Source organism: Pseudoclavibacter sp. VKM Ac-2888, from assembly GCF_015351285.1.
Lineage (GTDB): Bacteria > Actinomycetota > Actinomycetes > Actinomycetales > Microbacteriaceae > Pseudoclavibacter.
Map to the genome: position 1 here is coordinate 17,273 of NZ_JADKSM010000003.1, position 24,510 is coordinate 41,782.

The following is a 24,510-nucleotide window of genomic DNA, read 5'->3' on the forward strand; positions in this document are numbered from 1 at the left end:
TACGGTCGCGGCATGACCACCTCACAGAACGCGTCCCCCGCATCCGACGACTCGACCGACGGCGAGAACCTGCGCGACATCATCGAAGAGGTCGAACGCGAACACGGCCGGGAGGGTGCAGCCGCGATGGCCGACAAGCTGCGCGACCGCACCGAGGAGACGAAGCAGGAAGACGAGGACCCGGCAGAGGAGCAGAACTAGGCGCACGCGTGGCACGCAGCGCAGCCGCTAGCGTCGAGACATGACTCGCCCCAGCGCCACCCCAACCATCCAGGTCGACGACGATCGCTTCCGCGTGACCGAGTGGCGGTTCGCGCCCGGAGCGGAGACCGGCTGGCACACCCACGAGCTGCACTACGTGGTGGTGCCGCAGACCACCGGCACCCTGACGGTCGAGACGACGTCGGCGGACCCGTTCGCCATGGAGTGCACGGCGGGTGTCAGCTACAGCCGAGAGCCCGGAGCCCACCACAACCTCGTCAACGACCGCGACGAACCGTTCACGTTCGTGGAAATCGAAGCAAAAGCCGGGCCATCCGCCTGAGTCCCGGTGCTAGGTTGCGGGCATGGCTCCCCGCTTCCTGACACCATCTGTCGTCGCGTGTGCGGCATTGACGCTGGTCGCGCTGACCGGATGCTCGCCGTCGGCGGCACCCGAACCCGCCGCCCCGACCGTCACGGTCACGCAGACCGTTCCGGCGTCGGCACCGCCGGCCACTCCGGCGGAGACGGCAACCGCCACGCCGGAGGTGCCGGCGTGCTCCGGACTCACGCAAGAGGAAGCCGTCTCGGCGTCGATCGGCTCCATCGCCCCGTTCCCGGGCCTCGAGTCGCACGAGTGGGTCGCCGCCACGCCAGACGCGGCAACGTACGACGAGTGCGCGGAACTCTCCTACGTCGTGGTGACGCTGTCTGGCGGCACCGTCTCGACGCCGTGCCACATCATGCTCTTCAACCAGGGCCGCTACCTGGGCACCGCGACCGCGGACGCGTACGGCTTCCTGCCCCGCGTCGCCCGCCTGGACGACGCGAGCATCGAGGTGACCTACACGTACACGCTGCCCGGCGAGGCGAACGCCGAATCGAGCGGGCGGGTCCAGGCGACCTTCACGTGGGATGAGGACACGCAGTCTGTGATCATGGACGGCGACGTGCCACCCACGGACTAGGCGTCAGGCTCGTCTGCAGGCTTGGCGCCGGGCCTGGCGCCGGGAGCCTCCAGCACCGCTTTCGCGGCCTGGACGCCCACGCGAGCGCCGTAGAGCACGAACCCGAGCAGCGCCCCGCATCCGCCGAGCACGACCACCGCGATCCCCCACTCCGGCATCGGGATGAGGACAACAAGGCCGGTCGCCAGCGCAAGGTATCCGGCGATCATCGTTGGGCGCTTCGCCCGCACGTGCGCCGCGACCCACGCCACATCGCTCGACATCGTGCTCGGCGTGCGGATGCCCGCGAGCGAGTTCCGCTGCAGCTGACCGGAGGCTGCCGCGCTCGCCATCCAGACCACGAGGAGTCCGGATCCGATCATCACGATCGAAAGTACGCTTCTGAGCACCAGGGAGTCGTCCATCCGCCCCAGCCTAGCCGGACCGGTCCGCTCGCCCCGCCGCCGCTCGCCCCACCGCCGCCGCCTCCGCCTCCGCCTCCGACTCCGCCTCCGACTCCGACTCCGACTCCGCCTCCGCCTCCGCCGCCGCCGCCGCCGCCGCCTCCGCCTCCGCCTCCGCCTCCGCCTCCGCCAATGGGGCACTTTCACCCCGCTTGAGCGGTGCACACGGCGCCGAAGTGGCCTAAACGCGAGGCTGTGGGAAATGCCCACCGACAATGGGGCACTTTCACCCCACCCGAGCGGTGCACACGGCGCCAAAGTGACCTAAACGCGAGGCTGTGGGAAATGCCCGCCCACAATGGGGCACTTTCACCCCACCCGAGCGCTGCACACGGTACGAAAGTGACCTACACGCGAGGCTGTGGGAAATGCCCGCCCACAATGGGGCACTTTCACCCCACCCGAGCGCTGCACACGGTGCGAAAGTGACCTATCGGCGACGGTTGCCGACGCCCGCTGACGCCTGCCGACGCGAGCGGCCGCCAGTCAGACGAGCTCGGGGCGGCGGATGCTCTCCGCTCCGCCGTCGATGAAGATGACCTGGCCGGTGACGTAGCCGTTGTCCTCGCTCGTGAGCCAGGCGAGGAGGTTGGACACCTGGCGGGGGTCGGCGGCCGGGCCTCCGTATGGCGCCGGGGCGCCAGCATCCAGTGCCGCTCGGCCCTCTTCGGTCTCGAGGGCCGCGGCGGTCATCGGCGTGAGGATGACGCCTGGGGCGACGGCGTTGAGCGCGATGCCGGCCTTCGCCCACTCGGCGCTCGGCGCGTTCTTGCGCACCCAGCGCGCGATGGAGAGCTTCGAGGTCGTGTAGAGCACCGACGAGCCGGTCGCGTTGGCGGTCGCACCGAGCGAGTCGGCGTAGGCGAGGGCGGCGGCCTCGTCGCCGGACTCGATGAGATCGAGCAGCTGCCCGTCGACCTCCTCGAGGGCGGCGAGGGACGCGACGACCGCGGCGCGTGGCGCGTCGGACTTCGCGAGCAGCGGCCGCAGCCCCTCCAGGGTCGCGACGGCCCCGAAGTGGTTCACGGCGACGGTGACGGGGGCCGGGATGACGAGGCCCGCGATGGCCAGCACACCGTCGACGACTCCACCGCTGAGCTCGCTCGCGCGGGTGACGAGCGCCTCCCGGCCCTCGGCGGTCGTGAGGTCGGCGTTGATGTCGGCGCCCTTGAGGTCGACGCCGATGACGGTGTGCCCGTCGGCGCGGAGCTTCTCGGCGGTGGCCTTGCCGATTCCGGAGGCGGAGCCGGTGACGACGTAGGTACGGGTCATGAGGTTGGGTCCTTGTCTTCGTTGATGAGCCAGGTCGGGAGGAGCGCGAGCAGCTGCTGCTGCACGCGCTCGGTGGGTTCGGGGGCGTCGCTGAGCAGCCAGGCGGTGAGCACGGCCAGCGTGCCGCCGGCGACGTAGTCGGCCGCGACCTTCGGGTCGAGGCCCTCCGGCACGGTGAGCTGCATGGTTCCGAGGGCCTGGTCGGCGAACGCGGCGCGCACCGTCCGGTGGGCCTCCGTCGTCGTTCGGCTGCCGAGCACCCCTGCGTAGAGGGTGCGCCGCTTCGCGAACTCGGCGACGAGCTGCGACGTGGTCGCCCTCGCCGTCTCGATGGGGGTCGCGGCTGCGCGGAGGCGCAAATCGAGCGCCTCGATCTCGGCGAACACCTCGGTGAGGATGCGCACGGCAAGCGCGTCGAGGTCGCGGAACTGCGTGTAGAACGTCGAGCGGCTCACGCCGGCTTCGGCGACGATCGCCGGCACGGTGACCTCCTCGCCGAGAGCCGAGAGGCGCTCGACCGCGTCGATGATCGCGGCCTGGGTGCGGGCTGGACGAGGGTCGGGCGAGCGGGGTGTGGCGGTCGTTGGCACACCACAAGCCTAGCAAGTTTAGGACAGTTGTCCAGAAAATGGACTCGCACGGTTGCGCACGCAACGCGGGATCGGCGGGATCGGGCCGCCCGGTGCCCTAACGTGGTCGATGTTCCCTGATCGGCGAGTTCTCCTGGAGGCCACCTTCGATGCCTGAGCAGCTGCCCCCGTGCCCGGAATGCACGAGCGACCTCGCCTACGAGATGGGTGCGCTGCTGGTCTGCCCGATGTGCGGACACGAGTGGGCGCCGGGCGACGCCGACGCTGGCAGCGACCGCGACCGCGACGCGGCACCGGCGATCAAGGATGCGGTCGGGAACGTGCTCGCCGACGGCGACTCCGTCACGATCGCGAAAGACCTGAAGGTCAAGGGCGCGGGCGGCGGAACCGTCAAGGTCGGCACGAAGGTCAACGGCATCCGCCTCATCTCCGACGGAGTCGGCGACCACGACATCGACGCGAAGGTGCCCGGCTTCGGGCAGATGCAGCTGAAGTCGAGCGTCGTCAAGAAGGTCGTCTGACCTGCCGCAGCCGGGGTCAGTCGACCCAGGTGCCCGTGTCGAGGAAGCGGTGCATCCGCTCGAGGTGCGGCTCGAGATCCCACCCCTGGGCCGCAACCCAGGCATCGTCGTAGTACGTGTTCGCGTAGCGCGCTCCCCCGTCGCAGATGAGCGTCACGACGCTGCCCTGCTCCCCCGCGGCGAGCATGCGGGCGATGATCTGGAACGCGCCGACGAGGTTCGTTCCCGTCGATCCGCCCGCCCAGTGCTGCGTCTTCTCACGGAGGACGCGGATCGCCGCGACCGAGGCCGCGTCCGGCACCTGGATCATGTCGTCGATGACCGTCTCGATGAACGACGGCTCCACGCGCGGGCGTCCGATGCCCTCGATCTTGGACCCCCGGCCGGTCGCGTGGGTGCGGTCGCCCGTCTTCCAGGCCTCGTAGAACGCCGACCCCTCCGGGTCGACGACCGCGAGGCGGGTGTCGTGCCCGCAGTACCTGGCGTAGCGACCGAAGGTGGCGGAGGTGCCGCCGGTTCCGGCGCTGACGACGATCCAGCTCGGGATGGGGAAGCGTTCGAGCGACATCTGCGAGTAGACGCTCTCGGCGATGTTGTTGTTCCCTCGCCAGTCGGTGGCGCGCTCGGCGTTCGTGAACTGGTCGAGGTAGTGCCCGTCGACGTCGGCGGCGAGGCGCTCCGCCTCCGAGTAGACCTGCAGTGGCTCGTCGACCAGGTGGCAGCGGCCGCCGTAGAACTCGATGAGCTCGATCTTCTCCGGACTCGTGGTTCGCGGCACGACGGTCACGAACGGCAGGCCGAGCATCCGGGCGAAGTACGACTCCGACACGGCTGTGGAGCCGCTCGACGCCTCGACGAGTGTCGTGCGCGGCCCCACCTGCCCGTTCACGATGGCGTACAGGATGAGGGAGCGGGCGAGGCGGTGCTTGAGCGAGCCCGTCGGGTGCACCGACTCGTCCTTCAGGTACAGGTCGATGCCCCACTCGCGCGGCAGCGGGAAGACGTGCAGGTGCGTGTCAGCGCTGCGGTTGGCGTCGGCTTCGAGCATCCGGATCGCGTTCTGCATCCATCGGCGGTCGGCTTCAGCTTCGTGTGACATCTCTTCAGTATGCCGGGCCGCGGCACCGTCATCAGCCGCGGTGGATGAGGTCGAGGATCTCCGTGTAGTAGCCGTGGAACTCGGGGCTGCCGAGCACGTCGACCTCGCGGGGGCGAGGGAGGTCGATCGCGTACTCGGCCGCGACCTTGCCGGGGCGCGGGGTCATCGCGATGACGCGGTCGGAGAGGAAGACGGCCTCCTCGATGTCGTGGGTGATGAGCATGACCGTCATGCGGTGGCGCTCCCAGACCTCGGTGAGCAGCTCCTGCATGGTGCGTCGGGTGAGCGCGTCGAGGGCGCCGAACGGCTCGTCCATGAGGAGCACATCCGGGCCGTAGGCGAGCGAGCGGGCGAGGGCGACGCGCTGCTGCATGCCGCCAGAGAGCTGCGCCGGGTACTTCGATTCGAAGCCCGTCAGGCCGACCTGGTCGAGCACGTCCCGAGCCCGGTCGATGCGCTGCTTCTTCGTCAGGCCCGGCTCGCCGTCGAGGGCGAAGACGACGTTGTCGATGGCGCTGAGCCACGGCAGGAGCGTCGCCTGCTGGAACACGACGCCGCGGTCGCGGCCCGGCCCGAGGATCTCGTGGCCGCTGAGCGACGCCGTGCCGGAGGTGGGTGCCTCGAGGCCCGCGATGACGGAGAGCAGGGTGCTCTTGCCGCATCCGGATGCGCCGACGACGGAGACGAACTCGCGGTCGCCGAGCACGAGGTCGACGTCGGCGAGCGCGGTCACCTCGCCGAAGCGCTTCGTGACGTCGGAGACGACGACCTTGGGGTCACGGAGGGCGGTTTCGACGGTCATCAGACACGTCCCTTCAGGTAGCGGAAGAAGCGCCGACCGAGCCCGCGCATGACCTGGTCGAAGAGGAGGCCGAGGAGCCCGAGGACGATCACGTAGCCGATGATGAGGTCGGTCTCGAGGAAGCGCTGCGCCTGCGTGATGCGGTAGCCCATGCCCTCGGTCGCGGCGACGAGCTCGGCGACGACGAGCCAGGTCCAGGCCCAGCCGAGGCTGATGCGGAGCGCATCCCAGATGCGCGGGAGCGCGGAGGGGAAGACGATGCGGATGAGGATCTTGGTGCGGCTGAGGCCGAGCGTCGCGCCGAGGTTCTGGTACGACATGGGCACGCGCCGCACGGCGTCGGCGACCATGAGCACCTGCTGGAAGAAGGTGCCGAGGAAGATGATGAGCACCTTCTGCGAGTCGTCGGTGCCGACCCAGAGGATGGTCAGCGGAACGAACGCGACGACCGGCATGTAGCGAATGAAGTCCATGATCGGCTCGATCGCGGCCTCGACCCGCGGGATGGAGCCGCAGAGCACGCCGATCGGTACGGCGATGACGCTGGCCAGGAGGTAGCCGACCATGACGCGGTAGGTGCTGACGGCGATGTCCGACCAGAGCTGGCCGTTGACGCCCTGGTCGATGAGCTTCTCGGTGACCGCGATCGGCGACGGCAGGAAGAGGGGGCGGACGAGGCCGCTGGTCGAGATCGCCGTCCATGCCGCGAGCAGCAGGATGAAGGTGATGACGGACGTGATGAGGTACTGGCGCCTGGTGAGCGGTGCTCTGACCGGCTTCCGGCGCGCCCCGGTCGCGGGCTGCGTGCTCGCGACCGGGGCCGTGCTCTGAACTGCCATGGGGCTCTGGTCTCCTGTGGTTGCTGTGCGCCGGTGGCTACTGGTGCCGGGGGTGCCGGGGGTGCTGGGTGCCTGTGCCGTCGCGGTGCCGGTGGCTACTCGGCGCCGCCGACGAAGGTGAGGTCGACGACGGAGGGGAGGTCGGTGCCGCCCGTGAGGATGCCGATGTCGGTGGCGACGCTGTCGACGCTGGGGAGGACGGTCTCGAGGTAGTGGCCGCCGAGCTCGGTGGCGTTCTCCTCGAGGGTGAAGAACTGCACGCCGTCGAAGGCGCTGTCGAGCGACTCGACGTCGCTGCCGATGTTCTCGGCGATGATCGCGCGCGCCGCATCGGTGTCCGACTCGTAGAAGTCGATGGATGGGCCCCACGCGTCGACGATGCCCTGCACGGTCTCGCCGTTCTCGGCCAGGTAGGTGTTGTCGACGACGAGGACGTCGCTGATGAGGCCGGCGTTCTCGGCCGCCGTGTAGATCTCGGTGATGTCGGGGCTGGAGGACCGGGCCTCGGAGATGTAGGGCTCGTAGGTGACGGCGACGGGGACGCTGCCGCCGATGAGCGCGGTTGCCGCTTCGGAGGGGTCCATGGGGACGGGCTCGATGTCGTCGAGCGAGAGGCCGTTCTCCTGCAGCGCGTAGCCGAGGAGGAGGTTGCTGACGGAGCCTTCCTCGAAGGCGACCTGCTGGCCGGCCAGGTCGGCGACGTCGGTGACGCTGCCGTCGGAGAGGATGGCGTCGGCCGTGAGGGACGCGTCGAGCAGCAGCACGATGCTGACGTCGAGGCCCTGCTCGATGAACTGGAGCGCGCTGTGGCTTGCGACGTTCGCGACCTGGATGCGGTCGGCGGCGAACGCCGCGGTCATGTCGGCGTCGTTCATGAAGTTCGTGATCTCGACCTCGACGCCGGCGTCGGTGAAGTAGCCGTTCTCCTGTGCGATGTACCAGGGGCCGTAGCCGAGCCAGGGCTGGATGCCCATCCCGACGGCTTCCGCGTCGCCTTCGCTCGAGGCTGCCGAGTCCGCCGTGCAGGCGGTGGTGGCGAGCAGCGCGGCGCTCAACGCGAGGGCGCCCACGGTGCGGAGTGCGTTCTTGGTGGTGGTCATGAGGGTCCTTCCGGGACGGATTCGCTGGGAGCGACTTGGGTCAAGAATCGGCAGGTCCTTGGCGACAAGCAAATAGCGAGACTCGAAGCTCGAGATCCAAAAGAGAGATGCAATTGACCAGCAATATCGGCGAAATGCATACGAAACATGGGGTGCTCAGTGTGGCGAGGAGCGTCGGTCACCGCGGCCGCGCGAGACGGGAGCCCCATGGACGCCACCCTCTTCACGAACGGCACGCTGTACCTCGGCTCGGGCGCCTTCGAGCGGGCGTCGCTGCTGGTCGTCGGCGACCGGATCGTCGACGTGATCCCCGACGGCGGCGAGCTCCCCACCGCAGCACACCTGGTCGATCTGGCGGGCGGCACGCTGCTCCCGGGGTTCCAGGACGCGCACGTGCACCCGCTGCTCGCGGGGCTGCAATCGCTCGGCATCGACCTCAAGCCCGTGCACGACCGCGGCGAGTACCTGCGGCTCATCGCCGACTATGCGGCCGCGAACCCGACGGCGCCGGTATTGACGGGCGGCGGCTGGTTCGGCGACGTCTTCGAGGGCGGGTTCCCGACGGCGGCCGAGCTGGAGGGCGTCGACGAGCGGCCCATCATGCTGCACAGCCACGACGCGCACGGCATGTGGGTGAACGCGGCGGCCCTGCGGGCCGCCGGGATCGACGGGGCGACCCCGGATCCGGAGGGCGGCCGCCTCATCCGCGACGAACTGGGCCAGCCGACGGGCATGCTGCTGGAGTCGGCGGTCGCGTTGGTCGAGCACCTCATGCCGGCACCCGACGAGGCACTTGTCGAGGCGGCCCTCGAGGCGGCGCAGCGCGAGCTCCACTCGGTGGGGGTCACGGCGTGGCAGGACGCGGCCGTCGGCGACAGCGACCTCGGCCCGAACCCGCTCCCCGCATACCTGCGCCTCGCAGCCGACGGCCGCCTGACCGCGCGGGTCGTGCTCGCGCAGTGGTGGGACCGTGCGCGTGGCGTGGAGCAGATCGCCGACTTCGAGCGCGTCCGGGCGGAGGCCGCGGAGGTGGGGGTGGATGCGGGCACCGTGAAGGTCATGATCGACGGCATGGTGGAGAACCACACGGCATCGATGCTCGAACCGTTCGAGGGGCACCCGGGAGACGTGGGCATCGCCTTCCTCTCCCCCGAGGCGCTTGTCGAGCTGACGACGGCGCTCGACGCGGCCGACTTCCAGGTGCACTTCCACGCCGTCGGCGACGCGGCGACCCGGCACGCGCTCGACGCGGTGGAGGCGGCGATCCGCCGCAATGGGCGCCGCGGGAATCGCCACCACGTGGCGCACCTCGACCTGATCGACCCGTCCGACATCGCGCGGTTCGCGGAGCTCGACGTGGCGGCGAACGTCACGGCGGTGTGGGCGCGGCGGGACGAGGAGATCGTGCACCGCAAGCTGCCGCTGCTCGGCGCCGAGCGGGAGCTGACGCATTTCCCGTTCGGCGATCTGCATCGTGCGGGGGCGCGCATCGTGGGCGGCAGCGACTGGCCGGTGACCACGCCGAATCCGCTCTGGTCGATTCGCACGGCCGTGACGCGCACGGGGCTCATCGAGGATCCGCACGCGATCGGCGATGGCGTGCTCACGCATCCGCTGCTCGGCGAGCAGGCCCTGCCGCTCGGGGTCGCCCTGGACGCGTACCTCGCGGAGGCGGCCTGGGTGAACCGGCTCGAGGGTGACACGGGTCGGCTCGAGGCCGGCCGCCTCGCCGACCTGGTGTGGGTGGACGCCGACCTCAGCGACCTCGACGCCTACGGTTCGGCGAGCGTGCGCCGCACGTACCTCGGCGGGGTGGTCGTCTACCAGGCGCCGTGAGGCGCCGTCGCGTCCTGCTCGGCGACTGACTTCCTGCACTGGGCGGCGAAGAGCTCGGCCTTCTTGGTGAGCTGCCTCGAGCCTCCGGAGCGGGCGAGCACGAGCTCGAGGGGCGGCAGGTCATCGGTGATGTGCAGGTGCCGCAGTTCGCCGCCGGAGTAGGTGGAGGCGACGCGCGGCTGCTGGTTGAGGAGCGTGAATCCGTGCCCGCTGCCGACCATGGCGCGCACGGCCTCGAAGCTCGCGAACCGGTAGCGCACGTGGGGGCGGAGGCCGGCGCGCGTGAACCACTGGAGGAAGTAGTCGCGGCTGACGGGCATGTCGAGCAGCACCATGGGCAGCTCGGCGAGTTCGGCGAGGCTCACGCTGTCGCGGTCGGCGAGTGGATGGTGCACGCTGACGGCCGCGTAGAGGGGAACTTCGGCGAGCACCTCGCGTTCGACGGAGGCGTCCAAGCCCAGGTCGTAGGTGAGGGCGATCTCGATGGCCTGGCTGGCGAGCGCATCCGGGACCTGCTCGGCGGTCATCTCGGTGACGTCGACGAGGAGTTCGGGATGCTCGTCGGCGAGTCCGCTGATGACGGATGGCAGGTAGAAGGGTGCGAGGGTGCGGAAGCAGCCGACGGTGAGGCGGCCGGCGGTGTTCTCGGGGCGGAGGGCCCCGAGGGCGTCGTCGACGGAGGCGAGGATGCCGCGCGCGCGGACGAGGAAGTCGGCGCCGGTCGCGGTGAGCTGCAGCCCCTTGGCGCGGCGGCGGATGAGGAGTTGCGCGCCGACGGCGGTCTCGAGGTTGGCGATGGCCGTGGAGACGGCGGACTGGGCGACGAACAGCTCGTCGGCGGCCCAGGTCATGCTGCCGTGCTCGGCGGCCGCCACGAAGTAGCGGAGCTGCGTGAGCGAGACGTCGCTGCGGCCTGGTGAGCGCATGGCCCCTCGTTTCGAATATGTTACGGAGATATTGCGAACAGTTTTACATCTCCATTTTAGATGACAACCGCGGCGTCGACGAGCGCTTCGAGGTCGCCGCTGCGGAGGCCGGGCCAGCCGTGCACCGTCTCGACGAGTGCTGCGGGGAGTGCCCGCGAGCCGTGGACCGCGCCGGCCAGGGAGCCCGCGATGGCGGCGACGGTGTCGGTGTCGCCCCCTCCCCGAACTGCCCGTTCGAGTGCGTCCGTGAGGGAGCTGGCTCCGGCGAGGGCCGCGAGGGCGCCCTGGTAGGCGCGGACGACCCAGCCGTTCTGCTGCGAGAAGTCGCGTGGATGCGCACCGGGTGCAAGGGCTTCCTCGGTGAAGGCGCGCCAGCGGTCTCGACGCTCGGCGGGGATCGCGTCGAGCTGGCCGAGGAGGTCGAGTTCGCCGGTGAGGATGGCGTGGCGGATGCCGAGGCACCAGAGCACGCAGGCGTCGGCGTTGTCGCTCTCCCAGTGGGTGAGCTCGGCGATGCGGGTCGCGGCTTCGACGAGGGCGTGTTCCTGCCCGTCGGCGAGGTGGCCGAGGGCGACGGGGCCGGTGCGCATGAGGGCGCCGTTGCCGCCGCTGCGGCCGGCTCGCGTGTGCACGTCGTGGGCGGCGTCGCGAGCGCGATCTTCCGTGACGTCTCCTTCGAGGGCGGAGAGCACAGTCCCGGTCTGGGCGCCGACGTCTTTCGCGTCGCGAGCCCACTCGCGCCAGGCCACGACGACGCTGGCGAGGGTTGCCGGGTCGTTCAGGGATGCTCCGCCCGAGAGCGCCTGGAGGATCGGCATGGCCATGGAGGTGTCGTCGGTCCACTCCCCCGCGCCGTGCCCGAAGACGCCGACCCCGTAGACGACGGGTGCGTCGTCCGAGAGCGGCGGCCCGAACTCGTACTGGGAACCGAGGGCGTCGCCGACGGCGGAGGCGAGCACGGCACCGTGGGCACGGTCGAGTTGGGCTGGCGTGAGTGTCATGGCTCCAGTGTCCAACGAACCGCCGACAAAGCGGTGGCCAGCGTCGACTGGCCACCGCTGTCGGGAGGGGTCGGGGACGCTAGTACCCGGCAGGCGCCGTGGACTCGGCGTCGTCGTTCAGCAGCGCTCGGCTGCCCGAGACGCCGAGACGGGTCGCTCCCGCCGCGATGAAGGCATCCGCTTCAGCCCGCGTCCTGACGCCTCCGGAGGCCTTGACCTCGAGCCGGTCGCCGACCGTGCTCTTCATGAGCTCGACCGCGTGCACGCTGGCGCCGCCGGCGGGGTGGAACCCGGTGGAGGTCTTCACGAAGTCGGCACCGGCGCGCTCGGCCGCGCGGCAGACGGCGACGATGGCGTCGTCCGAGAGCGCCGCCGATTCGATGATCACCTTGAGCACGATCGGAGCCGGTGCTGCGCCACGAACCGCACGGATGTCCTCTTCGACGGAGTCGTAGTCGCCGTCGATCGCCGCCCCGATGTCGATCACCATGTCGATCTCGTCGGCTCCCTGCTCGACGGCCGTCTTCGCTTCGAGCGCCTTGACGTTGCTCTGGTGGCGACCGCTCGGGAACCCGCAGACGACGGTGAGCTTGAGGTCGGAGCCGTTCGGGAGGGTGACGGGCAGCACGGAGGGCGACAGGCAGACGCTGTAGGCGCTGAGCTCCGCTGCCTCGGCGATGGTGGCCTCGACGTCGGCGCGGGTGGCCTCGGGCTTGAGGAGCGTGTGGTCGAGGTACGTGGCGAGGGGGCGTGCACTGGTCATGGGTTCTGCTGTCCTTTGCTGGTTGGAGGTCGTCACGCAGCGGAGGCCTGCGCGCGGCTGTCGAGGAACTTGTTGAGGATGAGGGCGAGCACGAGGATGATGCCGGTCGCGATCATCTGCACGAAGGACCCGATTCCCATGAGGTTGAAGAGGTTCTTCAGGACGGAGAGGAGCAGGACGGCGATGAACGTGCCGCCCACGCCGCCTCGACCGCCGAAGAGGCTCGTGCCGCCGAGGACGACGGCCGCGATCGCATCCAGCTCGGCTCCCTGGAAGGCCGTGGGCTGGCCAATCGTGAGGCGGCTCGTGAGGAGCACCCCGGCGAGCGCTGCCGTGAATCCGGAGAAGCCGAAGACCGCGGCCTTGACCCAGTTGACCGGGATGCCGGAGAGGCGTGCCGCCTCTTCGTTGCTGCCGACGGCGTAGATGTACTCGCCGAAGGTCGTGTAGCGGAGGATGACGGCGGTGAGGAGGGTGACGCCGATGAAGATGAGGCCGGTGAGCGGGAGCAGCCCGAGGTAGCCGCCGCCGATGATCGTGAACTCGGCCGGCAGGTTGGTGCCGGCCGGGCGCCCGTCGGTGAGCGTGTAGGCCCAGCCGCGCACGGCGGTGAGTCCAGCGAGCGTCACGATGAAGGCGGGGAGTCGCACCCAGGACGACACCGCACCCATGAGGAGCCCGATGCCGATGCCGGCGGCCAGGGAGATGAGGATCGCGAGCACCACGGGCATGCGGCCGTCGAGCAGGATCGCCACGGTCATGCCGCTGAAGGCGGCGATCGAGCCGACGGCGAGGTCGATGCCGCTCGTGAGGATCACGAGGGTCATGCCGATGGCGATGATGCCCGTGAGGCTCGACTGCTGCAGCAGGTTGGAGACGTTCCGGACGGTGAGGAACTCCGGGCTGAGGATGGCCGCCAGCGCGCAGATGATGACGAACACGATGAGCAGGTTGCCCTTGATGAGCCAGCTCGAGCTGCGCTGCTTCCAGGTCTGCGCGCTCGCGCGCTCCTCGGTTGGAGCCGGCGTTGTGGTGGTCGCGTTCATGATGCCTTCCCGCTGATGATTGCGTGACTGATGCGTGCTTCGCTCGAGACGAGCGGGTCGAAGTCCGCGACGTTGCGGCCCTCGTGCATGACGACGATGCGGTCGGCATTCGCCATGAGTTCGCCGAGCTCGCTTGATGCGACGAGCACGGCGGCGCCCTGGTCCGCGAGGATGCGGACCTGGCGATAGAGGTCGGCCTTGGCGCCGATGTCCAGGCCTCGGGTGGGCTCGTCCAGCAGCAGCACTCTCGTGTCGCGAGCGAGCCACTTGGCGAGGACGACCTTCTGCTGGTTGCCGCCCGAGAGGAGACGGATCTCCTGGCCGGGCTTGCCGAACTTGACGGAGAGGCGTTCCAGGATTGGGGCAGACGTCGCCCAGGACCGTTCGCGCGGCAGCACCTGGGAGGAGCCGCGGAGCGAGGCGATGCCGGCGTTTCGGGCCACGGAGAGCCCGAGGAACAGCCCCTCCGTCTTTCGGCTCTCGGGAACGAGCCCGAAGTGGTGGTTGACCGCGGCTCGCACGGAGGTGAGGGTCGCCTGCTTGCCGAAGACCTGGACGTCGCGCTTGGCCTTGCGTGCTCCGAAGAGCGCGGAGAGGAGCGTGGTGCGCCCCGCCCCGCCGAGGCCGGCGAGCCCGACGATCTCGCCCTTGCGCACGACGACGTCCCGAACGTCGATGAGCCCGTCGATCGACACGCTCCTGATGTTGAGGGCCTCGACGTCGCTGAATTCCCGTGCATCCCGGTGCTCGGTCAGCTCGGCCTTCTTGTCGCCGATCATGTCGCCGATCCAGCGATCCGCGTCGGTGTCCGCGACGGCGTACTTGGCGGCGTTGTACCCGTCGCGGAGCACGGTGATGCGCGTTCCGATGTCCCGGATCTCGTCCATCCGGTGCGAAATGTAGATGACGGCGCGGCCCTCGTCGGTGAGGCGGCGGATGACGTTGAAGACGTTCTCGACGTCGGCCTCGCCGAGCGTTGCGGTCGGCTCGTCCATGACGATGATGCGGGCATCCGTCGTGAGGGCGCGCGCGATGGCGGTGAGCTGCTGGTCGGCGAGCGGCAGGGTGCCGACGACGGCGTCCGGCGAGAACTTCGCCCCGACGCGCTTGAGGTAGTCGGCGGCGAGGCGCCGCCTCGTCGAGCGCTTGACGAGGCCGCCGATGCTCGGCGTGTGGCCGAGGAACAGGTTCTGGGCCACGGTGAGGTCGGCGAAGAGATCGAGCTCCTGGTAGATGACACTGATGCCGGCGCGGATGCCGTCGAGCGGACCGGAGAACTTCACCTCCGCGCCGCCGATGGAGATCACTCCCGCGTCCGGCGTGTAGGAACCGGCGAGGATCTTCATGAGCGTCGACTTGCCTGCCCCGTTCTCGCCGAGGAGGCAGTGGACCTCGCCCGGGTAGACGTCGAGGTCGACCGACTTGAGGGCGAGCGTGCCCGGGAAGCCCTTGCGGATGCCGCGCATCGTGAGGACCGGAGGCGTTGCTTCTTCAATGACAGCAGTCATCGTTTCCTCGCTTCTCTGAGGTAGTTGGCGCACTCGTCGTCCGTGACGAGCACTGAGCAGAATTTGTTGTCGACGACCGCGTGGCAGACGGGCCACTTCTCGCGCCCCGAGATGACCGCGACGGCGGTGCGGGCGCTGCTGAGGGTGTCGAGTTCGAGGCCGAGTGTTCGGGCGTCGAGGGCCGGGTCGACGATGTGTCCGTCGGCGTCGATGTACCGGCCGAGGACGTCACCGACGGCGCCCTTGCGTTCGAGCGTTCGCACGTCGTCCTCAGTCAGGTAGCCGCTCGAGACGAGCACCGACTTCGTGTCGACTGGGCCCGCGCTGAAGACGACCGTCGAGGCCTCTCGCGCCTTGTCGAGGATCGTCGACACGAACCGGTCGTTCTCGATCGCCTCGCGGGTGGCCGCCTGCTCGAGGATCGCGGGGCTCGGGAGGAGCGTCACGGTCCCCCTGCCCTTCGACGCGATCGTGGTGGCCGTCATCGATGCCATGCCCACCCGGCGGTTGACGGTGACGCCCCCGTTGACCTGCACGACGTCGACCCCGTCTGCCCACCCGTCGGGCAGGGCGTCGGCGACCTGCTGCAGGGTGCGCCCCCAGGAGACGCCGAGCGTTCGAACGCGGGGTCGGAGCGTGGCGAGGTAGTCGGCTGCCGCTTCGGCGACTCGGATGCGCGTCTCGGCGTCGTTGTTCGAGCTCGGGACGACGATCGCGTCGGCGAGCCCGTAGAGCTCCTGCAGCTCGCGCTCGAGTGGCAGCCGCCTGGCCTTGGGGTGCACGATCTCGATGCGCACGAAGCCGCGTTCCTTCGCCTGCGCGAGGAGGCGACCGACCTTCCAGCGCGTCACGCCGAGGCGGGCGGCGATCTCCGATTGGTTCTTGTCGTCTTGGAAGTACAGCTCGGCGGCGCGGATCGCGAGGAGCTCGTCCTCGCCGTTCATGCTGCGCCGACTCTCGCGGTCGTCTGCGTCGATCTCACGAGCTCGTGGCTCATGCCGGTGAGCAGCTGCGTCGACCGCTCGTACCGCTCGTAGGCGTCCGCGAGCGGCTGGGTCGCGGCTGGGTTCGGTTCCACGATGACGTGGTCCGGGGCGAAGCGTCTGGCGACCTCGGCGCGGTCCTCGCCGGTGTCTGCGGCGACCCCCAGGATTCCGAGCGCGAGGGTCGTGAGGTTCTCGCCCGAGACGAGGTTGACGGGGCGGCCGAGTGCGTCCGCTGTCGTCTGCAGCCAGAGCGGGTTGTGCCGGATGCCGCCGGTCAGGAAGACGTCGTCGGAGTCAACGCCGACGGCCTCGAAGGATTCGAGCACCTGTCTGGTGCCGAAGGAGACGGCTTCGACCGTGGCCCGGTAGAGCTGGGCCGGGGTCGCGCCGAGCGAGAGGCCGAGCACCGCGCCGCGGAGGCTCGGGTCGCGGTGGGGTGTGCGGTTGCCCATGAAGTGGTCGAGCACGAGGATGCCGTGCTCGGCTGCCGGCACCTCGCTCGCGCCGGCGACGAGCTGACCGAGCCTGTCGCGCGGCACCCCGAGGATGCGCTCGGAGAGCCACGAGAGCGCTGACCCGGCAGACACCTGGCCGCCCTCGATGAGCCAGCGGTCGTGCGTGAGCGCGCCGGGGTACGGCCCCCAGATGGTGGGCGAGAAGACGGGCTCGTCGAGTTCCGCGATGAAGGCGTTCGACGTTCCGGCGACGATCGCGACCGGGTTCCTGCTGACGCCGCTGAGGGCGACGAGCGCGAGGTGGGCGTCGATGCCGCCGGCGAAGACGATGGCGCCCGGCTCCACTCCCAGCTCGGCGGCGGCCGCGCGGCTGAGCTCGCCGACGATGTCGCCGACCGCGGCGATGTCGTGCGGCAGCTTCTCCGCGAGGTCGGGGATGCCGAGCTGCGCGTAGAGGTCGGACGGGAGTGCATCCTCTCGGTGGTCGTAGTTCCACTTGCAGGTCGCGTTGAGCCGCGAGCCCACCCAGCGTCCCGTAAGCCGGAGGGTCATGTAGTCGACGGATTCGCCGATGTGCGTCGCTGCCGCGTAGTTCTCCGGCTCGTTGCGGGCGAGCCACATGGCCTTGGGGACCAGCCATTCGGAGCTGTCGGAGCCGCCCGCGAACCGCAGCGACGGGTGGTCGATCTCGGCGGTGCGCTCGGATTCCGCGCCCGCTCTGCTGTCCATCCACAGCAGGGCGGGGCGGATGGGGGCACCGGTGCCGTTGAGGACAACGACGGAGGAGGAGGTCGTGGCGACGCCCACGGCGCGGACGGACCGCACCGAGGCCGTCTCCAGGGCTTCCCTGGAGGCGCGCACGGTGGCGCTCCACCAGTCGCGTGGGTTCTGCTCGGCCCAGCCCGGGTGCGGGTACGCGGTCTGGTAGGGGGCCGACGCGGTGGAGACTCGTGTCCCCGCCTCGTCGAACACTCCGGCGCGCGCGCCTTCCGTACCGATGTCGATTGCCAAGTAGAACGCCACTGTTCTGTCCTTCGTGTTGTGTTGGGGTGCGCGGGCGGGGGTCAGTCTCGGTTGGGGAGGAAGAGCACCTTCGAGCTGAAGATGGAGCGCTCACCGAGCTGCTTCATGGTGAGGGGAAGCTCGTCGAGGCTGAGCTCGTGGGTGATCATGAACTCCCACTTGAGGCTGCCGTCCGCGAAGGCTCGCGCCGACTCGACCCATTCTCGGCCCGGGAAGGGCGCCGAGAAGGAGTTCCAGCTGCCGTGGAGCGACACTTCCTTGCGGAGGAAGTGGCTGAAGACCGCCTTCTCGAGCTCCACCGTCTTGTGGGGGATGCCGATGAAGGCCGCCTCGCCGTGGCGTGCCGTGAGCTTCGTCGCGAGGGCGATCGTCGCTGGCACGCCGGCGGACTCGATGATGACGTCGAAGCCCTTGCCCGCGTGGGCGATGGCTTCCTCGTCGTTGACGGCCGTGAGGGTGGCCCCGGCTTCGAGCGCCATGTCGGCCTTCTGCTGGTTCACGTCGACCGCGAGCACTTCGCTCGCCCCCATGAGCTTCGCCCACTGGATGGCGAACAGCCCGATGGGTCCTGCCCCGATGACGGCGACTCGGGAGCCCTCGCCGAGCTTCGTCTTGTAGATGGCGTGGAGCGCGATGGCGGACGGATCCATCATGGCCGCCGCCCGCGGGTCGACGCCCTCCGGCATGAGGAAGATGTTGCCCGCGTTGACGACCACGTACTGCGCGTAGGCGCCGTCCTGGCGGCTGCCGAAGTAGCCGTAGTTCTCGCAGAGGCTGAAGTGCCCGTCGAGGCAGCTCTCGCATTCGTTGCACGGGATGAGCGGTGGCACGGTCGCGAGCTGGCCGATCTCGAGGCCTTCGACGTCAGCGCCGATCTCGACGATGTGGCCTGAGAACTCGTGCCCGCAGATGATGGGCAGCAGGTAGGCGCCGGCGAAGTTCATGCGCGGGATGTCGGAGCCGCACACGCCGCACGCGGCGACCTTGAGCAGCACGTCGCCGGTGCCCGGCTTTGGCACATCCACGCTTTCCACGCGGATGTCGCCCGGCGCGTGCATCACTGCCGCGGTCATCGTCTCGGTCATTGTCGCTTCCTCCAGGAATCGATGGTGGTTGGTGGTGTCGCTCGGGGCGAGAGGATTACTTGCCGCCCTGCGCGAAGAGGGTGTCTCCGACCAGGTCGCCCGCGTTGTCCTTGGTCACGAGTTCGGTGCCCGCGTCGATCTCCGCTTCCACGTCTTCGCCGGCCGCGGCGCTGAGTGCGGTCTCGGCCGCAACGGTGCCGAGGGCGATCGGGTCGTTGAGCGAGGTCGCGACGTACTGCTCGCCTTCGGCGATCGCGTCGACGGCTTCCATGAGTCCGTCGACTCCGGCGACGAGGACGTCGGTGCGTCCGTTCTCCTGGAGCACCTGGAGGGCGCCGAGCGCCATGTCGTCGTTGTGGGCGTACACGACCTTCACGTCGGAGTTCGACTGGAGGAGGTCCTGCATGGCGGTGACGGCGTTCGAGCGGATGTACTCCGCGTACGGGCCAGCGACGATGTTCACCGACGAGTCGCCCTCGAAGACGCTGTGGAAGCCTTCCGAGCGGTCCATGGCGACGGTTCCGCCGGCGTCGCCCTGGATCTCGATGATCTTGCCGCCTTCGGCGCCGAGCGCTTCCTTGACCTGCTCGCCGACGAGCTTGCCCATCTCGACGTTGTCGCGACCCACGTGGGCGATGGCGCCTTCCGCGGAGCGGTCGACGGTGACGACGGGGATGCCCGCGGCCTCGGCGGAGGCGATGCTCTGCGCGATGCCCTGCGGGTCGACCGGGTTGATGAGGAGGACGTCCACGCCCTTGGTGATGAGGTCTTCGATGTCGTTGTTCTGCTTGGTGACGTCGCCGTTGGCGTCGACGTACTCGAGTTCAGCGCCTGCCGCGTCTGCGGCTTCCTGCACGCCGACGCCGAGCTCGACGTAGAACGGCGACTGCTGCGTGGCCTGGCTGAAGCCGATGGAGATGGTGCCGTCGTCGGCTCCACCTGCGCTGGCGCCTTCCCCTCCTGGGGTGGTGGTGACAGAGCAGCCGGTCAGCAGCAACGATGCTGCGGCGACGGTGGTGAGAAACAAGCCCGATTTCTTCATTGAAATGACCTCCTTGGTCCGGATGACTGAGGACAAGGTAGGTCGGCTGCGAGGCCCTCGGCAACAGCTGAGCAGTGCTTTGCTCATGTGAGCACTGCCACTCGCGAAACGTGCTCACATGCGCGCTCAGAAGAGCACTTCAGGGGCCGAGCGGAGGCTGTGCGGAGGCGACCGTGCCGAAGCGCGTGGAGTGCCTGCGTCTCTGAGGACGGGTGGAGGAGCACTGACACCGCCTGTGACCGGTCGGGGTAGTTGGGAGGGAGCCGCCTGGGCCAGGATGAGCACATGAGGTCGACAAGAACAGCCCTGACGGCAGTCCTGCTCGCGTCAGCTGCTTTCTCGCTTGCCGCCTGTCAGCAGATGTCGGCGCCGGCGAGCAACGGTGAACCAGCGACGTGGCATTTGGCGGACCCGACCGCGGTGACTGCTGACAGCGAGCAGATCGATATCGAGGTGACTCGCCTCGGCTGCGCGAGCGGCACCACCGGGGAGGTCCTCGAACCCCAGGTCACCTACGAGGCGGAACAGATCCTGATTCGCGTGGACGTCGCCCCGGTCGGTGGGGGTCCGCAGAGTTGTCCGGGCAATGACGCCGTCCGCATCTCCGTCGCCCTGACCGAGCCCCTCGGTTCGCGTGCGCTTGTCGACGGTGGATGCGCGCTCGAGGGAGTCGGCACGACCGCGGAATGCGCTGAGACGGCGATCAGGTTCGACGGTGTGTAGTCGTGGCGGCTCGGACGCAGATGCTCAGCGCCCGTTCGGAAGCAACATCCCGATCACAGAGAGTCCGGCGAGCACGGCACCGCGGGAGCGGTCGAGTTGAGCCGGGGTGAGCGTCGTGCGGTGAGTTCCCCCCTGAACATCCGACGAGCTCGCTCAGACCAGCTGAACGACGATGTCCTGTCCGTTGAAGTAGTTGGTCTGCAGGTGCACGGTTTCGAGCTGCGCGCCGACGGGGATGTCGATGACGGTGACGCCGCTGACAGTTAGACCCGGGTTCACGGTGCTGAACCAGGAGTCCTCACCGACCGTGCTGAGCGATGACTCTGCCTCGTAGTACGCGTCCCCGATGGTGCCGGAGACGCTGTCGGAGTAGAAATCGAACGGCGACGTGCTGCCGTTGAACGTGGTGAATCGAATCTCGCAGAACTGACCGAGCGCGGTCTCCTCCAGGTATCCGCTGGCATACGAGTACGACGTCATGCCGCACGTCACAGCGTCAACGGTGAACGTGACGCCGTAATGGCCGGTGACGGTCTGTCCGATCCCGACCGGAGCCAACACCTCAGGCTGCGCCTCTGGAGTAGTTTCCGGTTCTTCGACCGATGCGGCGGGGGCTGCGGATTCTGCGACTATCTCCGGCTCCGCGACGATCTCAGCTCCCTCGGTGCCTGCGCTCCCCAGAGTCGCCATGGAGACGATGACGGCGGTCACGAAGGCGACGGTCGAGAGCCCCAGCGAAACACCGGCGACTGCCTTCGCGCGGTGCTTTTGGGCGAGCCCGACGATCGCGAGAACGAGCGCAACCAGGGTGAAGATCCAGGCGAAGAAGGACACCCCGGGAATGATCGCTGCCAGCATCCCCGTGATGCCGAATCCAAGCGCCGTCCAGGAGATCGCGCTCGTGGTTCGCGGCTGAACCGGCGCCGGCGCGAAGTACTGCTGCTGCGGCTGGTTCGGGTGGCCGTAGTGAGGGGCCGGTGGCTGCATCGACATCGGAGGCTCGCGTTCTCTCGCTGGGAATTTCCTGAATGATAGGCCAGCTCGACCCCTTCAGGACTCCCCGGGGAATCGCAACCGGTCACACCGAAATCAGGCGTTCTCCTCGACCCGTTCCTTCACCGCGACTCGAGCCGGCAGCAGCATCCCGATCGCGAAGAACCCGGCGAGCACAACACCCCAGATGATCGCGGCGACGATTCCGCCAACGAGGAACGGGAAGTTCCAGATGGCGATGATCAGCACGAGGACAAGCCCGATGCCACCGGCCAGGGACGCGACGGTGACCCACGACGAGGCTGTTCCCTCGGCGGCATCCCGCTTGAGGCGCGCGCGGAAGGCGACGACGGCGAAGCTCGCGAGGGTCATCATGACGATGACGCCCACCGCGCCTGCGCCGGAGTACCAGGTGTAGATCTGCAGCACGGGGTCGAGCTGCGCGAGCGCGGAGACGACGACCACGACGGCGGTGATGATCGTCACCCACAGGGATGCGCGGGACGGGGCCGAGTGCTTCGGATGCACGGCGGCGAGGGTGCGCGGCAGCACGTCGCGCTCCCCCAGCGTGAACAGGTAGCGGGTGACGATGTTGTGGAACGCGAGCATGCACGCGAACATGCTCGTCACGACGAGAACCTGCACGACGTCCGCCATGATCGGCGCGACCACCTCGCCCGCGAGGCCGACGACGACGCCGGCCGGGTCCTCGTTCGAGAGGGCAACCGCGTTGTCGGCGCCGAGGCCCGCGATGACGAGCCAGGACGAGACGAAGTAGAGCGCGCCGACCGCGATCACGGCGATGTAGGTGGCGCGGGGAACGGTGCGCTCAGGATCGCGGGCTTCGTTGCGGAACACGGCCGTCGCCTCGAACCCGAAGAAGCCGAGGAACGCGAACAGCAGGCCGAGGCCCGGGGTGCCGGAGACGGCTTCGCTGATGCTGAACGGCAGCGTCGTGAGCTCCCGCCCTGATGCGAGCACGCCCACGTCGATGACGACGACGGCGACGACCTCGAGCACCAGGACGACACCGAGCACCTTCGCGGAGAGGTCGATGTTGCGGTAGCCGAGGAACCCGACGATCGCGATCATGAGGCCCGAGATGAGCCACCAGGGCACCTGCATCCCGGTCCACAGCTCGAAGAGGTTGCCGGCCTGCACGCCGAGGTAGCAGGTCATCGACACGGTGAGCAGCACGTACGAGAGGAGGGCGATGGATGCGGTGCCGAGCCCCAGGCGTCGCCCGAGTCCACGATCGACGTACGAGTAGAAGGCCCCAGCGTCGGGCACGTGCGGGGTCATCCACGCGTAGCCGACCGAAAACAGCAGCAGGATCGCGGTCGCGACGAGCACCATGAGCGGTGCGCCGACGGAGCCGGAGACACCGAAGATGATCGGGAAGTTCGCGGCGACCACGGTGATGGGCGCGGCGGCCGCGATCACCATGAACACGATTCCGGGCACGCCGAGCTTGCGGGTGAGCGTTTGCGTCAAGGGAGTAATCCTCTTCTCGGGCGAGCCGAAGAAGGGGGTGGGGCTCGCGCGGGTACCTGAGAACTGTAGTGGGGTTGCACCCCTAGGCGAGCAAGGGCTTGCGGGACTCAATCAGGTGCGGGAGAGACGAGAGGTCGCTCACTCCGCCTCTTGCGTCTCGGGAGATTCAGTGCGAGCGCGCGATCGCGGTGAAGCGCGCGAGCGCGCCGAGGTTCGCGTTGCGCCGCTCGATTCCGAACGAACTGTGCTTTCTGTAGCGCGAAGGCTACCCGCGTTTGCGTTTGCGTCCCACTGTGTTTCCTTGCGGAAAGGCCGCCCTCGTTGCTGGAACCCAGAGCGACATAAGGTATCGAGGTTCACGGACGTCGAGATTCGACGCAGCCCATGCTCTCACTCACGAGCCAGGGCGTTACGGGCCACAATCTCGCCCGGCACTTCGAGCTACATTACAAAATCGCGCTCGGTTACGGCACCAAGAGACCGAGGCAGAAGTCACGGTAGTGGCCGGCGCATAGGGCGCTGATCCCTCGCCGTGTTACGCGATGCAGATATCGGGCCAAAATGCAGACGGAACCTCAGCTGTGATCCGCCGAAGCCAAGCTAGATAACGGACACCTCACGGGCCGTGTGGGCGCTGGTTAATTCGACAGGAGCCGACTTCGGACCAACTCGGCCCGAAGTGAGGACCGTCGCATCACATGAAACGCGCAAGATCCGGATCTAATTGAAAACGAGCGGAACGCCACACGAGCAAGTGCTCTTGATCGCGGCTAGTTCACGCAACTCACTGACTAGCGCCGTCGCTAGTGCGTCACCGCTTGCGTTGTGAGCCTCCAGTCGCCTCTTGAATGCGCCGCTCTTGGACGAGTTGAGTTCGCAACCCTTACGCCCTACATGAGTCACAATGGCTGGCAGATTCCCTTTGCCGTTACCCGCAAACCAGATCAGATTCTCACCGTCGGGCAGCGTTATCTCCGTCGCTTGCCCCGGCCCAGTGACGCGAAGCTCTTTGAACAGATCCCGATACTGTGGTGCCACTTGCGAAGAATCACCGCGCGCCACGGGCTTTCCTGACAGGTGGCTCGCAAACTTGAGAACCCGAGACTGCACTGTCGAATCCTTCTGATGATTTTGAGTTCGCTGGGCCTTTTCGTCGAAAACATGCTGTGCAGTACTAGTTTCCGCGGGTAGTGCTTCATTGATGACCCCGAGTTCTTCCCGGATAATCAATTCAACTTCTTCCGGAAGTTCGAATTCCTTGGAGAAAGCATCAAAGCGATAGCTCGAACGCGCATGAAGTGCAGTTAGAAAGCGCCTGGCTTGCTCATCATCAGCACTCCTATTGAGGGCCTCAAGCACCACCGGATCAGTGAGCGCCGCATGGATATTGAACGCCTCTTGGAGCTCTTCGTACTCCTGCCGCTTCTGCAGCTTCTCACGCTCCCCCTGCCTCATCAACCATATGGCAAACGGTATGACAATAGCCGTAACGAGGCCAAGAACGAACGAACCAATATCGAGAGAAATATCCACGAACTGAGTGTAGTCGAATCGAGCTCAGCTCGGCGACACTTGCAACAACACCCGGGCAATAGGCGGATTCCCCGACTATTACCCAGACAACCTGGCAACATCGGCCTTGAGTGCAACAATCCCGCCGCAAAACTCTGCCAATAGCTGGCATCGAATACACCTTTAAAGCACACGAATCCTCATTGGCGTCCTAAAGCGGGAGCTGCGAGCCCCGGCGTGGCCTGCCCATGAAACGCACATCCATCAGCGATCACGAGCAAG

At 68.2% G+C, this 24,510-nt stretch carries 26 protein-coding genes; 6 read left to right on the plus strand and 20 right to left on the minus strand.

Annotated elements, in window-relative coordinates; genetic code table 11:
- The first annotated feature begins 12 nt into the window (after window positions 1-12).
- From ITJ61_RS17445 to ITJ61_RS17455, 3 genes are read left to right on the plus strand one after another with little or no spacing between them, the layout of a single operon-like run.
- Entirely contained in the window at window positions 13-201 is a 189-nt protein-coding gene (locus tag ITJ61_RS17445; protein ID WP_194686971.1) for a hypothetical protein, read from the plus strand.
- Window positions 202-241: 40 nt separating this feature from the next.
- Complete coding sequence (locus ITJ61_RS17450) at window positions 242-544, plus strand: cupin (protein ID WP_194686972.1); 303 nt, start codon at window positions 242-244, stop codon at window positions 542-544.
- Between the two features lie 22 nt (window positions 545-566).
- Window positions 567-1,169 carry an LppP/LprE family lipoprotein gene (locus ITJ61_RS17455; protein ID WP_194686973.1) on the plus strand — a complete coding sequence of 201 codons (603 nt, stop codon included), beginning with the start codon at window positions 567-569 and terminating at the stop codon, window positions 1,167-1,169.
- Here the strand turns inward: ITJ61_RS17455 and ITJ61_RS17460 are convergent.
- From ITJ61_RS17460 to ITJ61_RS17475, 4 genes are all read right to left on the minus strand, one after another.
- Complete coding sequence (locus tag ITJ61_RS17460; RefSeq protein WP_194686974.1) at window positions 1,166-1,573, minus strand: SdpI family protein; 408 nt, start codon at window positions 1,571-1,573, stop codon at window positions 1,166-1,168. The two genes, ITJ61_RS17455 and ITJ61_RS17460, sit on opposite strands and share 4 nt — an antisense overlap.
- Window positions 1,574-1,583: 10 nt before the next feature.
- Window positions 1,584-1,745 (minus strand): hypothetical protein, encoded by a 162-nt coding sequence (locus ITJ61_RS17465; RefSeq protein WP_194686975.1) that lies wholly within the window; start codon window positions 1,743-1,745, stop codon window positions 1,584-1,586.
- 353 nt (window positions 1,746-2,098) lie between these two features.
- Window positions 2,099-2,884, minus strand: a complete 786-nt coding sequence (locus ITJ61_RS17470) for an SDR family oxidoreductase (protein ID WP_194686976.1) — start codon at window positions 2,882-2,884, stop codon at window positions 2,099-2,101.
- On the minus strand, window positions 2,881-3,474 hold the full coding sequence (locus ITJ61_RS17475; protein WP_104240542.1) for a TetR/AcrR family transcriptional regulator: 594 nt from the start codon (window positions 3,472-3,474) through the stop codon (window positions 2,881-2,883). The genes ITJ61_RS17470 and ITJ61_RS17475 overlap by 4 nt, the downstream gene beginning before the upstream one ends.
- 149 nt (window positions 3,475-3,623) lie before the next feature.
- Between ITJ61_RS17475 and ITJ61_RS17480 the strand changes: the two genes are divergently transcribed.
- Window positions 3,624-3,995 (plus strand): zinc ribbon domain-containing protein YjdM, encoded by a 372-nt coding sequence (locus tag ITJ61_RS17480; protein ID WP_194686977.1) that lies wholly within the window; start codon window positions 3,624-3,626, stop codon window positions 3,993-3,995.
- A 16-nt stretch (window positions 3,996-4,011) separates the two neighbouring features.
- Here ITJ61_RS17480 and ITJ61_RS17485 read toward each other — a convergent pair whose 3' ends face one another.
- The 4 genes from ITJ61_RS17485 to ITJ61_RS17500 form a co-directional block, all read right to left on the minus strand.
- Window positions 4,012-5,094 carry a PLP-dependent cysteine synthase family protein gene (locus tag ITJ61_RS17485; RefSeq protein WP_104240540.1) on the minus strand — a complete coding sequence of 361 codons (1,083 nt, stop codon included), beginning with the start codon at window positions 5,092-5,094 and terminating at the stop codon, window positions 4,012-4,014.
- A gap of 31 nt (window positions 5,095-5,125) precedes the next feature.
- On the minus strand, window positions 5,126-5,896 hold the full coding sequence (locus tag ITJ61_RS17490) for an ABC transporter ATP-binding protein (protein ID WP_104240539.1): 771 nt from the start codon (window positions 5,894-5,896) through the stop codon (window positions 5,126-5,128).
- Window positions 5,896-6,735, minus strand: coding sequence for an ABC transporter permease (locus ITJ61_RS17495; RefSeq protein WP_104240538.1), 840 nt, complete (start codon window positions 6,733-6,735; stop codon window positions 5,896-5,898). The genes ITJ61_RS17490 and ITJ61_RS17495 overlap by 1 nt, the downstream gene beginning before the upstream one ends.
- A 95-nt stretch (window positions 6,736-6,830) precedes the next feature.
- Complete coding sequence (locus tag ITJ61_RS17500) at window positions 6,831-7,835, minus strand: ABC transporter substrate-binding protein (protein WP_104330635.1); 1,005 nt, start codon at window positions 7,833-7,835, stop codon at window positions 6,831-6,833.
- A 207-nt stretch (window positions 7,836-8,042) separates the two neighbouring features.
- Between ITJ61_RS17500 and ITJ61_RS17505 the strand changes: the two genes are divergently transcribed.
- Complete coding sequence (locus ITJ61_RS17505; protein WP_194686978.1) at window positions 8,043-9,671, plus strand: amidohydrolase; 1,629 nt, start codon at window positions 8,043-8,045, stop codon at window positions 9,669-9,671.
- Here ITJ61_RS17505 and ITJ61_RS17510 read toward each other — a convergent pair.
- From ITJ61_RS17510 to ITJ61_RS17550, 9 genes are all read right to left on the minus strand, one after another.
- Window positions 9,656-10,597: a LysR family transcriptional regulator gene (locus ITJ61_RS17510; RefSeq protein WP_194686979.1), complete on the minus strand. Its 942-nt coding sequence runs from the start codon at window positions 10,595-10,597 to the stop codon at window positions 9,656-9,658. The genes ITJ61_RS17505 and ITJ61_RS17510 overlap by 16 nt on opposite strands.
- A gap of 56 nt (window positions 10,598-10,653) precedes the next feature.
- The gene (locus tag ITJ61_RS17515) at window positions 10,654-11,598 is read right to left on the minus strand and encodes an ADP-ribosylglycohydrolase family protein (RefSeq protein WP_194686980.1); all 945 of its coding nucleotides are present in this window, start codon (window positions 11,596-11,598) and stop codon (window positions 10,654-10,656) included.
- A 79-nt stretch (window positions 11,599-11,677) separates the two neighbouring features.
- The gene (deoC, locus tag ITJ61_RS17520; RefSeq protein WP_194686981.1) at window positions 11,678-12,361 is read right to left on the minus strand and encodes a deoxyribose-phosphate aldolase; all 684 of its coding nucleotides are present in this window, start codon (window positions 12,359-12,361) and stop codon (window positions 11,678-11,680) included.
- A gap of 32 nt (window positions 12,362-12,393) precedes the next feature.
- Window positions 12,394-13,407: an ABC transporter permease gene (locus ITJ61_RS17525; protein WP_194686982.1), complete on the minus strand. Its 1,014-nt coding sequence runs from the start codon at window positions 13,405-13,407 to the stop codon at window positions 12,394-12,396.
- On the minus strand, window positions 13,404-14,915 hold the full coding sequence (locus ITJ61_RS17530; RefSeq protein ID WP_194686983.1) for a sugar ABC transporter ATP-binding protein: 1,512 nt from the start codon (window positions 14,913-14,915) through the stop codon (window positions 13,404-13,406). Before ITJ61_RS17530 ends, ITJ61_RS17525 begins: the two co-directional genes overlap by 4 nt.
- Window positions 14,912-15,859: a sugar-binding transcriptional regulator gene (locus tag ITJ61_RS17535; protein WP_194686984.1), complete on the minus strand. Its 948-nt coding sequence runs from the start codon at window positions 15,857-15,859 to the stop codon at window positions 14,912-14,914. The genes ITJ61_RS17530 and ITJ61_RS17535 overlap by 4 nt, the downstream gene beginning before the upstream one ends.
- Window positions 15,856-17,379 (minus strand): FGGY-family carbohydrate kinase, encoded by a 1,524-nt coding sequence (locus tag ITJ61_RS17540; protein WP_194686985.1) that lies wholly within the window; start codon window positions 17,377-17,379, stop codon window positions 15,856-15,858. The genes ITJ61_RS17535 and ITJ61_RS17540 overlap by 4 nt, the downstream gene beginning before the upstream one ends.
- A gap of 41 nt (window positions 17,380-17,420) precedes the next feature.
- Window positions 17,421-18,464 (minus strand): galactitol-1-phosphate 5-dehydrogenase, encoded by a 1,044-nt coding sequence (locus tag ITJ61_RS17545; RefSeq protein ID WP_228497185.1) that lies wholly within the window; start codon window positions 18,462-18,464, stop codon window positions 17,421-17,423.
- Between the two features lie 55 nt (window positions 18,465-18,519).
- A complete protein-coding gene (locus tag ITJ61_RS17550; RefSeq protein ID WP_219820181.1) occupies window positions 18,520-19,491 on the minus strand; it encodes a substrate-binding domain-containing protein in 972 nt (323 codons plus the stop codon).
- A gap of 435 nt (window positions 19,492-19,926) precedes the next feature.
- Between ITJ61_RS17550 and ITJ61_RS17555 the strand changes: the two genes are divergently transcribed.
- On the plus strand, window positions 19,927-20,229 hold the full coding sequence (locus ITJ61_RS17555; protein ID WP_146080493.1) for a hypothetical protein: 303 nt from the start codon (window positions 19,927-19,929) through the stop codon (window positions 20,227-20,229).
- Between the two features lie 153 nt (window positions 20,230-20,382).
- Here ITJ61_RS17555 and ITJ61_RS17560 read toward each other — a convergent pair whose 3' ends face one another.
- The 3 genes from ITJ61_RS17560 to ITJ61_RS17570 all read right to left on the minus strand — a co-directional run bounded on the left by ITJ61_RS17560 (window position 20,383) and on the right by ITJ61_RS17570 (window position 24,249).
- Window positions 20,383-21,222, minus strand: a complete 840-nt coding sequence (locus tag ITJ61_RS17560; RefSeq protein WP_194686986.1) for a DUF4352 domain-containing protein — start codon at window positions 21,220-21,222, stop codon at window positions 20,383-20,385.
- 96 nt (window positions 21,223-21,318) lie between these two features.
- Window positions 21,319-22,716, minus strand: a complete 1,398-nt coding sequence (locus ITJ61_RS17565) for an APC family permease (protein WP_194686987.1) — start codon at window positions 22,714-22,716, stop codon at window positions 21,319-21,321.
- Between the two features lie 720 nt (window positions 22,717-23,436).
- On the minus strand, window positions 23,437-24,249 hold the full coding sequence (locus ITJ61_RS17570; RefSeq protein WP_146081307.1) for a hypothetical protein: 813 nt from the start codon (window positions 24,247-24,249) through the stop codon (window positions 23,437-23,439).
- Between the last annotated feature and the right edge of the window lie 261 nt (window positions 24,250-24,510).

Excerpts from the sequence above, each read along its gene's own strand:
- ITJ61_RS17445 (WP_194686971.1), top strand. The coding sequence starts at position 13 with ATGACCACCTCACAGAACGCGTCCCCCGCATCCGACGACTCGACCGAC.
- ITJ61_RS17450 (WP_194686972.1), top strand. The coding sequence starts at position 242 with ATGACTCGCCCCAGCGCCACCCCAACCATCCAGGTCGACGACGATCGC.
- ITJ61_RS17455 (WP_194686973.1), top strand. The coding sequence starts at position 567 with ATGGCTCCCCGCTTCCTGACACCATCTGTCGTCGCGTGTGCGGCATTG.
- ITJ61_RS17460 (WP_194686974.1), bottom strand. The coding sequence starts at position 1,573 with ATGGACGACTCCCTGGTGCTCAGAAGCGTACTTTCGATCGTGATGATC.
- ITJ61_RS17470 (WP_194686976.1), bottom strand. The coding sequence starts at position 2,884 with ATGACCCGTACCTACGTCGTCACCGGCTCCGCCTCCGGAATCGGCAAG.
- ITJ61_RS17480 (WP_194686977.1), top strand. The coding sequence starts at position 3,624 with ATGCCTGAGCAGCTGCCCCCGTGCCCGGAATGCACGAGCGACCTCGCC.
- ITJ61_RS17485 (WP_104240540.1), bottom strand. The coding sequence starts at position 5,094 with ATGTCACACGAAGCTGAAGCCGACCGCCGATGGATGCAGAACGCGATC.
- ITJ61_RS17490 (WP_104240539.1), bottom strand. The coding sequence starts at position 5,896 with ATGACCGTCGAAACCGCCCTCCGTGACCCCAAGGTCGTCGTCTCCGAC.
- ITJ61_RS17495 (WP_104240538.1), bottom strand. The coding sequence starts at position 6,735 with ATGGCAGTTCAGAGCACGGCCCCGGTCGCGAGCACGCAGCCCGCGACC.
- ITJ61_RS17500 (WP_104330635.1), bottom strand. The coding sequence starts at position 7,835 with ATGACCACCACCAAGAACGCACTCCGCACCGTGGGCGCCCTCGCGTTG.
- ITJ61_RS17505 (WP_194686978.1), top strand. The coding sequence starts at position 8,043 with ATGGACGCCACCCTCTTCACGAACGGCACGCTGTACCTCGGCTCGGGC.
- ITJ61_RS17510 (WP_194686979.1), bottom strand. The coding sequence starts at position 10,597 with ATGCGCTCACCAGGCCGCAGCGACGTCTCGCTCACGCAGCTCCGCTAC.
- ITJ61_RS17515 (WP_194686980.1), bottom strand. The coding sequence starts at position 11,598 with ATGACACTCACGCCAGCCCAACTCGACCGTGCCCACGGTGCCGTGCTC.
- deoC (WP_194686981.1), bottom strand. The coding sequence starts at position 12,361 with ATGACCAGTGCACGCCCCCTCGCCACGTACCTCGACCACACGCTCCTC.
- ITJ61_RS17525 (WP_194686982.1), bottom strand. The coding sequence starts at position 13,407 with ATGAACGCGACCACCACAACGCCGGCTCCAACCGAGGAGCGCGCGAGC.
- ITJ61_RS17530 (WP_194686983.1), bottom strand. The coding sequence starts at position 14,915 with ATGACTGCTGTCATTGAAGAAGCAACGCCTCCGGTCCTCACGATGCGC.
- ITJ61_RS17535 (WP_194686984.1), bottom strand. The coding sequence starts at position 15,859 with ATGAACGGCGAGGACGAGCTCCTCGCGATCCGCGCCGCCGAGCTGTAC.
- ITJ61_RS17545 (WP_228497185.1), bottom strand. The coding sequence starts at position 18,464 with ATGACCGAGACGATGACCGCGGCAGTGATGCACGCGCCGGGCGACATC.
- ITJ61_RS17560 (WP_194686986.1), bottom strand. The coding sequence starts at position 21,222 with ATGTCGATGCAGCCACCGGCCCCTCACTACGGCCACCCGAACCAGCCG.